Genomic DNA, 3,859 nt, shown 5'->3' with positions numbered 1-3,859 from the left:
CAGCGGTATTAAATTTGTCACGCCAAACCAGCGTCATTTAGGATTAGATAAAGCGATACTAGCGAAACGTCATCAGGTAAATGAAATGGCGAAATTACAGAACCCAAGTCGTTGGTCAGGAAAATCTCGAGATTGGACAATGATCAATGAAGTAAATTTAAATCCAGAAAAAAAAGAAGCAATGCGGGCGGCATAAAATTTAACTTGATGCGACAACTAACTTGAAAAACTCCGCCTATCACTGGTGGCGACATAGCTCAAAACATCATGAAAGTCCGTGAGGATAAAGAGTTAATTAAATCTTTTGGCTCTCTTAGTGCTATGGCAAAGGCATACTCTAGCTCCATACCAATTCGCTCAACAGGTATTGGGTGGTGCACCAATGATGATGAGTGTAAGTGTGGTAAGCCTGATAGCTGTGAAAGCGGCATTGTAGATAAGCGACACCTGCCCTATTGGGAGGGAATGCTAGTGCAGCAAATGAAACTGATGCAATTGGATGATATTGGTGAAGCTGGTAGAGCGGCGGTAAAAAAAGGCATGGAACGCTGTGAAAAGGTTCTAGTGGCATTGGGTATTGATGTTGAAGCTATGAAGCAAGAGATTAACGAAAGAGAGAATATCGAGGTGATAAATGTCTAACCAGAAAGAAAAAGCGACACATAAAGCGGTTCGACTTGCCATTGTTCGAATCGAAAAAGGTCGTCCAAATACTGTTTCTCATAAACGCAAAATGAGTGTCGCTGCCGTTGCCGAAGAAGCAGGTGTAAGTCGAGCATTGATTCACCGTGATTGCCCTGAACTATTAGAGCGTATTAAAGGCGGTGTAAACAAAGATATTCGACAGCAACGTGATGCCAAACAAACTGAACTTAATAAATACAAAGACCGCAATCGAGACTTGCGGTCTGAGGTGGCAGAATTGAAAGCTATGCTCGCTAAAGTTCAATCACAAAATGCTACGTTAATACGAAAAAACATGGCTCTGAGCAATGTTCTTGCGGACAATAGCAATGTAACGCAACTAATATACAGCTAACTGCCTGAATTTAATGTTAATAATTTCAAATTAAGGTTACTTTTGAGATAGTTAAAAACATCCAAAAGTGTAACCTCAAACAAAGTTATATAAAACAGAAGGTTAGCCATAGTTACATGTAACGAACTATTTATAAATATTGTCCTCCGACATGAGAGTTACCCACATAAGGAATGTCTTTCATTACTGGCTTCTTCTTATCAACTCATTTTGACGTAATATTGCTAAGGTATCAGACGGTGTAACTTTCCATGCGTCCGACAATCTGCGTAAAGTAAAAACCCCTAATTCAAGTCTATCATCGGGTGATAAAAAGTGATGTAAGTGTCGGCCAGCGACTGAAATAGTGACAGCAGCCCCCTGTGCACCATTATTATAAACTGCCATCCCTTTGTTTTTATTCTCGCCATGAAATGAAGCTTTTACTTCGCTTTTCAAGCCAAATAACACGCCGCACAACCCGGTTAACTCGCTTTTAGTCAACTGAATTATCGTTTTACTTGCCCAGTCTGGTGATTCACCAGGGGAGTTAATAGTAGTCATTTCAATACTTAACGTCTGCAAGCCAAGCCGACTAGATGTGTACTGAACGTTCATAGCTGTGCGCTTTAATGGTTCTGGGTGCCTATCTGCATAAAATGTAAGTGCTTCACCAAAATTGTTCTGTTGTGACATTCTTCCCCCTAAATATCTAAGCGTTTACTCGCTGCTCTTAGGCGTTCATCACCCCTAAAGTCATATTTTTGCGTTGTTGCTAAGCTTGCATGGCCCATTGCATCTTTAACTGTAATTAGATCTTCGCCGTTCTCTAGCATTGACGAAGCGAATGTCCTTCTTAGGTCATGCGGGGCACACTTTTCTATACCGGCCTCGACAGATCTACTGTTTAAAATATGGTAAATTGCCTGGCTAGTCATGCGCTCTGAGGTAACATCATCGTACCTACGAACACGACTAAATAGTGGCCCTGGAATATCACTTCGTACTTCCTCAATCCAGCTTTCAAGCCTTTGAAATGCGCCATCTGGCAAGTAGGCCATGCGCTCTTTATTACCTTTACCTAGCACTTTTAGCGAGCGGTTATGCCGGTTATAATGAGCATAATCAAGGGATACAACTTCAGCTCTTCGTAATCCGCACCCGACTAAAACAGATAAAATAGCGTTATCTCTAACCCCAATAGCAGACTTATCACTTTCACATGTGAAAAATAATTTCTTAACTTCAGCAGGGGCCAGGGCTCTACCTTTAGGTATTCTTGACCCTCTAACCGACTTAACTAACTTGATATGTTGGTAAGTATCGGTGCTAATAAGCTTAAGTGTCCATGCCTCTACGGCTACACCTTTTATTGCCGCCAAGTAATTATTTATAGTGGCCGGTGCTTTTCCCGCATCAGTGAGCATGGTCAAAACTGCCTGTACATGGTGCCGCTCAAGCATACCCCAAGGACAGGTTCTTAAATCATGATAGCCCATCATTTTAGCTATGTTGTTTAAAAACGACCTCATGGCTAGCCGGCTACTTTCAGCCCTTAAGCCCATTAAGTATGAAACAGCAGGATTTTTTTCAATACCATTTACACCAGTGCCAGCAGCCTCCGCACTTAATACTTCAAAAGTACGCTCTGCAGGGAGAAATGTGACTTCGGTATTTTCATCATTGTTTTGTTCGTGCATTTTTTGATGCCTCAAAGTAACTTTGTGCTTTTGCTCCATACTTAGTTTAAGTTTGTATGTTTGGAATAATCCTACATAATGAAGTACGGACATATTATCTGTGTTTATTTTGCTCAGTATCACCACCTAAATTACGTCTTCTAATTTTAAATTCTGATGGTGTTGACTCGATATTTATTATATCACAGGCTCTACTTTCTAAAAGGTACATTTTAATAAGTAGAGGTAAAGCTGAATTCGCATAAACATAGTAAAGAGTAGGCTTTTAAGTTTGATGAACAACTCCCACTAAACGCTGCGCGTTTTGAAGGTGTTTCAAAAAGAAAGCCTAAGCTACCTTTTTAGGCTGGTTCCCAGCCTGAATACCTAACGCCCAGTTTAAGTTAACTTGCGCACTGGCTACATCGCGGGGCTTCTCACAACCACATTCGCATGAGTGCCAGCGGTCTGCTAAGGATTTCTTCTTCTTAGCTCCGCAGTCTGGGCAGGTTTGACTTGGCTTAACTTGCTTTGTTGGTACTTCAACAAATTCGCTACTAGCTTCTTCCGCTTTGTATCGCAGTAAATTAAGAGTCATGGCTGGCGCGGTGTTCAGAATTTCCCGATTCAGACCAGCCTTTTGTTTCACCATTTTTCCGTTTTTCTCGACAGTACCTTTGGCACTGCGAGTCATGTTCTTAACGGTGAGTTTTTCGGTGGCGATCAATGCCGCCACTTCAACTAATTTTGCAGTTTCTTTATGAGTAAAATCGAGTCTTTGACGGGCGATTTTCTGGTGGAGTTTGGCAATTTGATGCTTTAATTTTCGCTGGGTGCGAGTGCCTTTTTTCGCTAACGCGAGGTCACGCTGTAAAGAGGTTAATCGCTCTTTGCTGTTTCTGAGGTAACGGGGGTTTTCGACTTGCTCAAAATTACCATCCTGATCGATAGTCGAAAAGTAATGAGAAACACCCCAATCCAAGCCAACAGCTTTAGTGCCACAGTTTCTCTCAATGGTGTCATACTCCATTGAAACTGAAATGAACCACTCACCATTCTTTCGGATGATTTCGGCTTGCCTCCTGTGTTTCTAGCTTTACCTCGGATCTTAACGATACCAACATCAGCCAAATAAACAGCACCATGCTTTTTTTTTTTTTTT

5 protein-coding genes and 1 pseudogene are annotated in these 3,859 nt (G+C 41.5%); 3 read left to right on the top strand and 3 right to left on the bottom strand.

The annotated features are described in order from the left end of the window. The 3 genes and pseudogenes from GQR53_RS20120 to GQR53_RS20110 form a co-directional block, all read left to right on the top strand. Positions 1-196 (top strand): annotated as a pseudogene (locus tag GQR53_RS20120) (IS3 family transposase); the annotation flags it as partial. A 71-nt stretch (positions 197-267) separates the two neighbouring features. Further along, on the top strand, positions 268-642 hold the full coding sequence (locus tag GQR53_RS20115) for a hypothetical protein (protein ID WP_206013403.1): 375 nt from the start codon (positions 268-270) through the stop codon (positions 640-642). Then, on the top strand, positions 635-1,039 hold the full coding sequence (locus tag GQR53_RS20110) for a TetR family transcriptional regulator (protein ID WP_165745027.1): 405 nt from the start codon (positions 635-637) through the stop codon (positions 1,037-1,039). Before GQR53_RS20115 ends, GQR53_RS20110 begins: the two co-directional genes overlap by 8 nt. A gap of 183 nt (positions 1,040-1,222) precedes the next feature. Here GQR53_RS20110 and GQR53_RS20105 read toward each other — a convergent pair whose 3' ends face one another. The 3 genes from GQR53_RS20105 to GQR53_RS21610 form a co-directional block, all read right to left on the bottom strand. Beyond that, positions 1,223-1,714, bottom strand: a complete 492-nt coding sequence (locus GQR53_RS20105) for a hypothetical protein (protein WP_010555478.1) — start codon at positions 1,712-1,714, stop codon at positions 1,223-1,225. 8 nt (positions 1,715-1,722) lie between these two features. Continuing rightward, a complete protein-coding gene (locus GQR53_RS20100) occupies positions 1,723-2,718 on the bottom strand; it encodes a tyrosine-type recombinase/integrase (RefSeq protein ID WP_086961207.1) in 996 nt (331 codons plus the stop codon). 328 nt (positions 2,719-3,046) lie between these two features. Continuing rightward, positions 3,047-3,763, bottom strand: coding sequence for a transposase (locus tag GQR53_RS21610; RefSeq protein WP_346774405.1), 717 nt, complete (start codon positions 3,761-3,763; stop codon positions 3,047-3,049). Positions 3,764-3,859 lie beyond the last annotated feature (96 nt).

This window comes from Pseudoalteromonas sp. Z9A6 (genome assembly GCF_011378805.1).
Lineage (GTDB): Bacteria > Pseudomonadota > Gammaproteobacteria > Enterobacterales > Alteromonadaceae > Pseudoalteromonas > Pseudoalteromonas distincta.
Note: the sequence above shows the minus strand (reverse complement) of the source record. Positions and strands in the feature narration are given on the sequence as shown.

Coding starts and splice junctions, on each gene's coding strand:
- GQR53_RS20115 (WP_206013403.1), top strand. CDS start 268: ATGAAAGTCCGTGAGGATAAAGAGTTAATTAAATCTTTTGGCTCTCTT.
- GQR53_RS20110 (WP_165745027.1), top strand. CDS start 635: ATGTCTAACCAGAAAGAAAAAGCGACACATAAAGCGGTTCGACTTGCC.
- GQR53_RS20105 (WP_010555478.1), bottom strand. CDS start 1,714: ATGTCACAACAGAACAATTTTGGTGAAGCACTTACATTTTATGCAGAT.
- GQR53_RS20100 (WP_086961207.1), bottom strand. CDS start 2,718: ATGCACGAACAAAACAATGATGAAAATACCGAAGTCACATTTCTCCCT.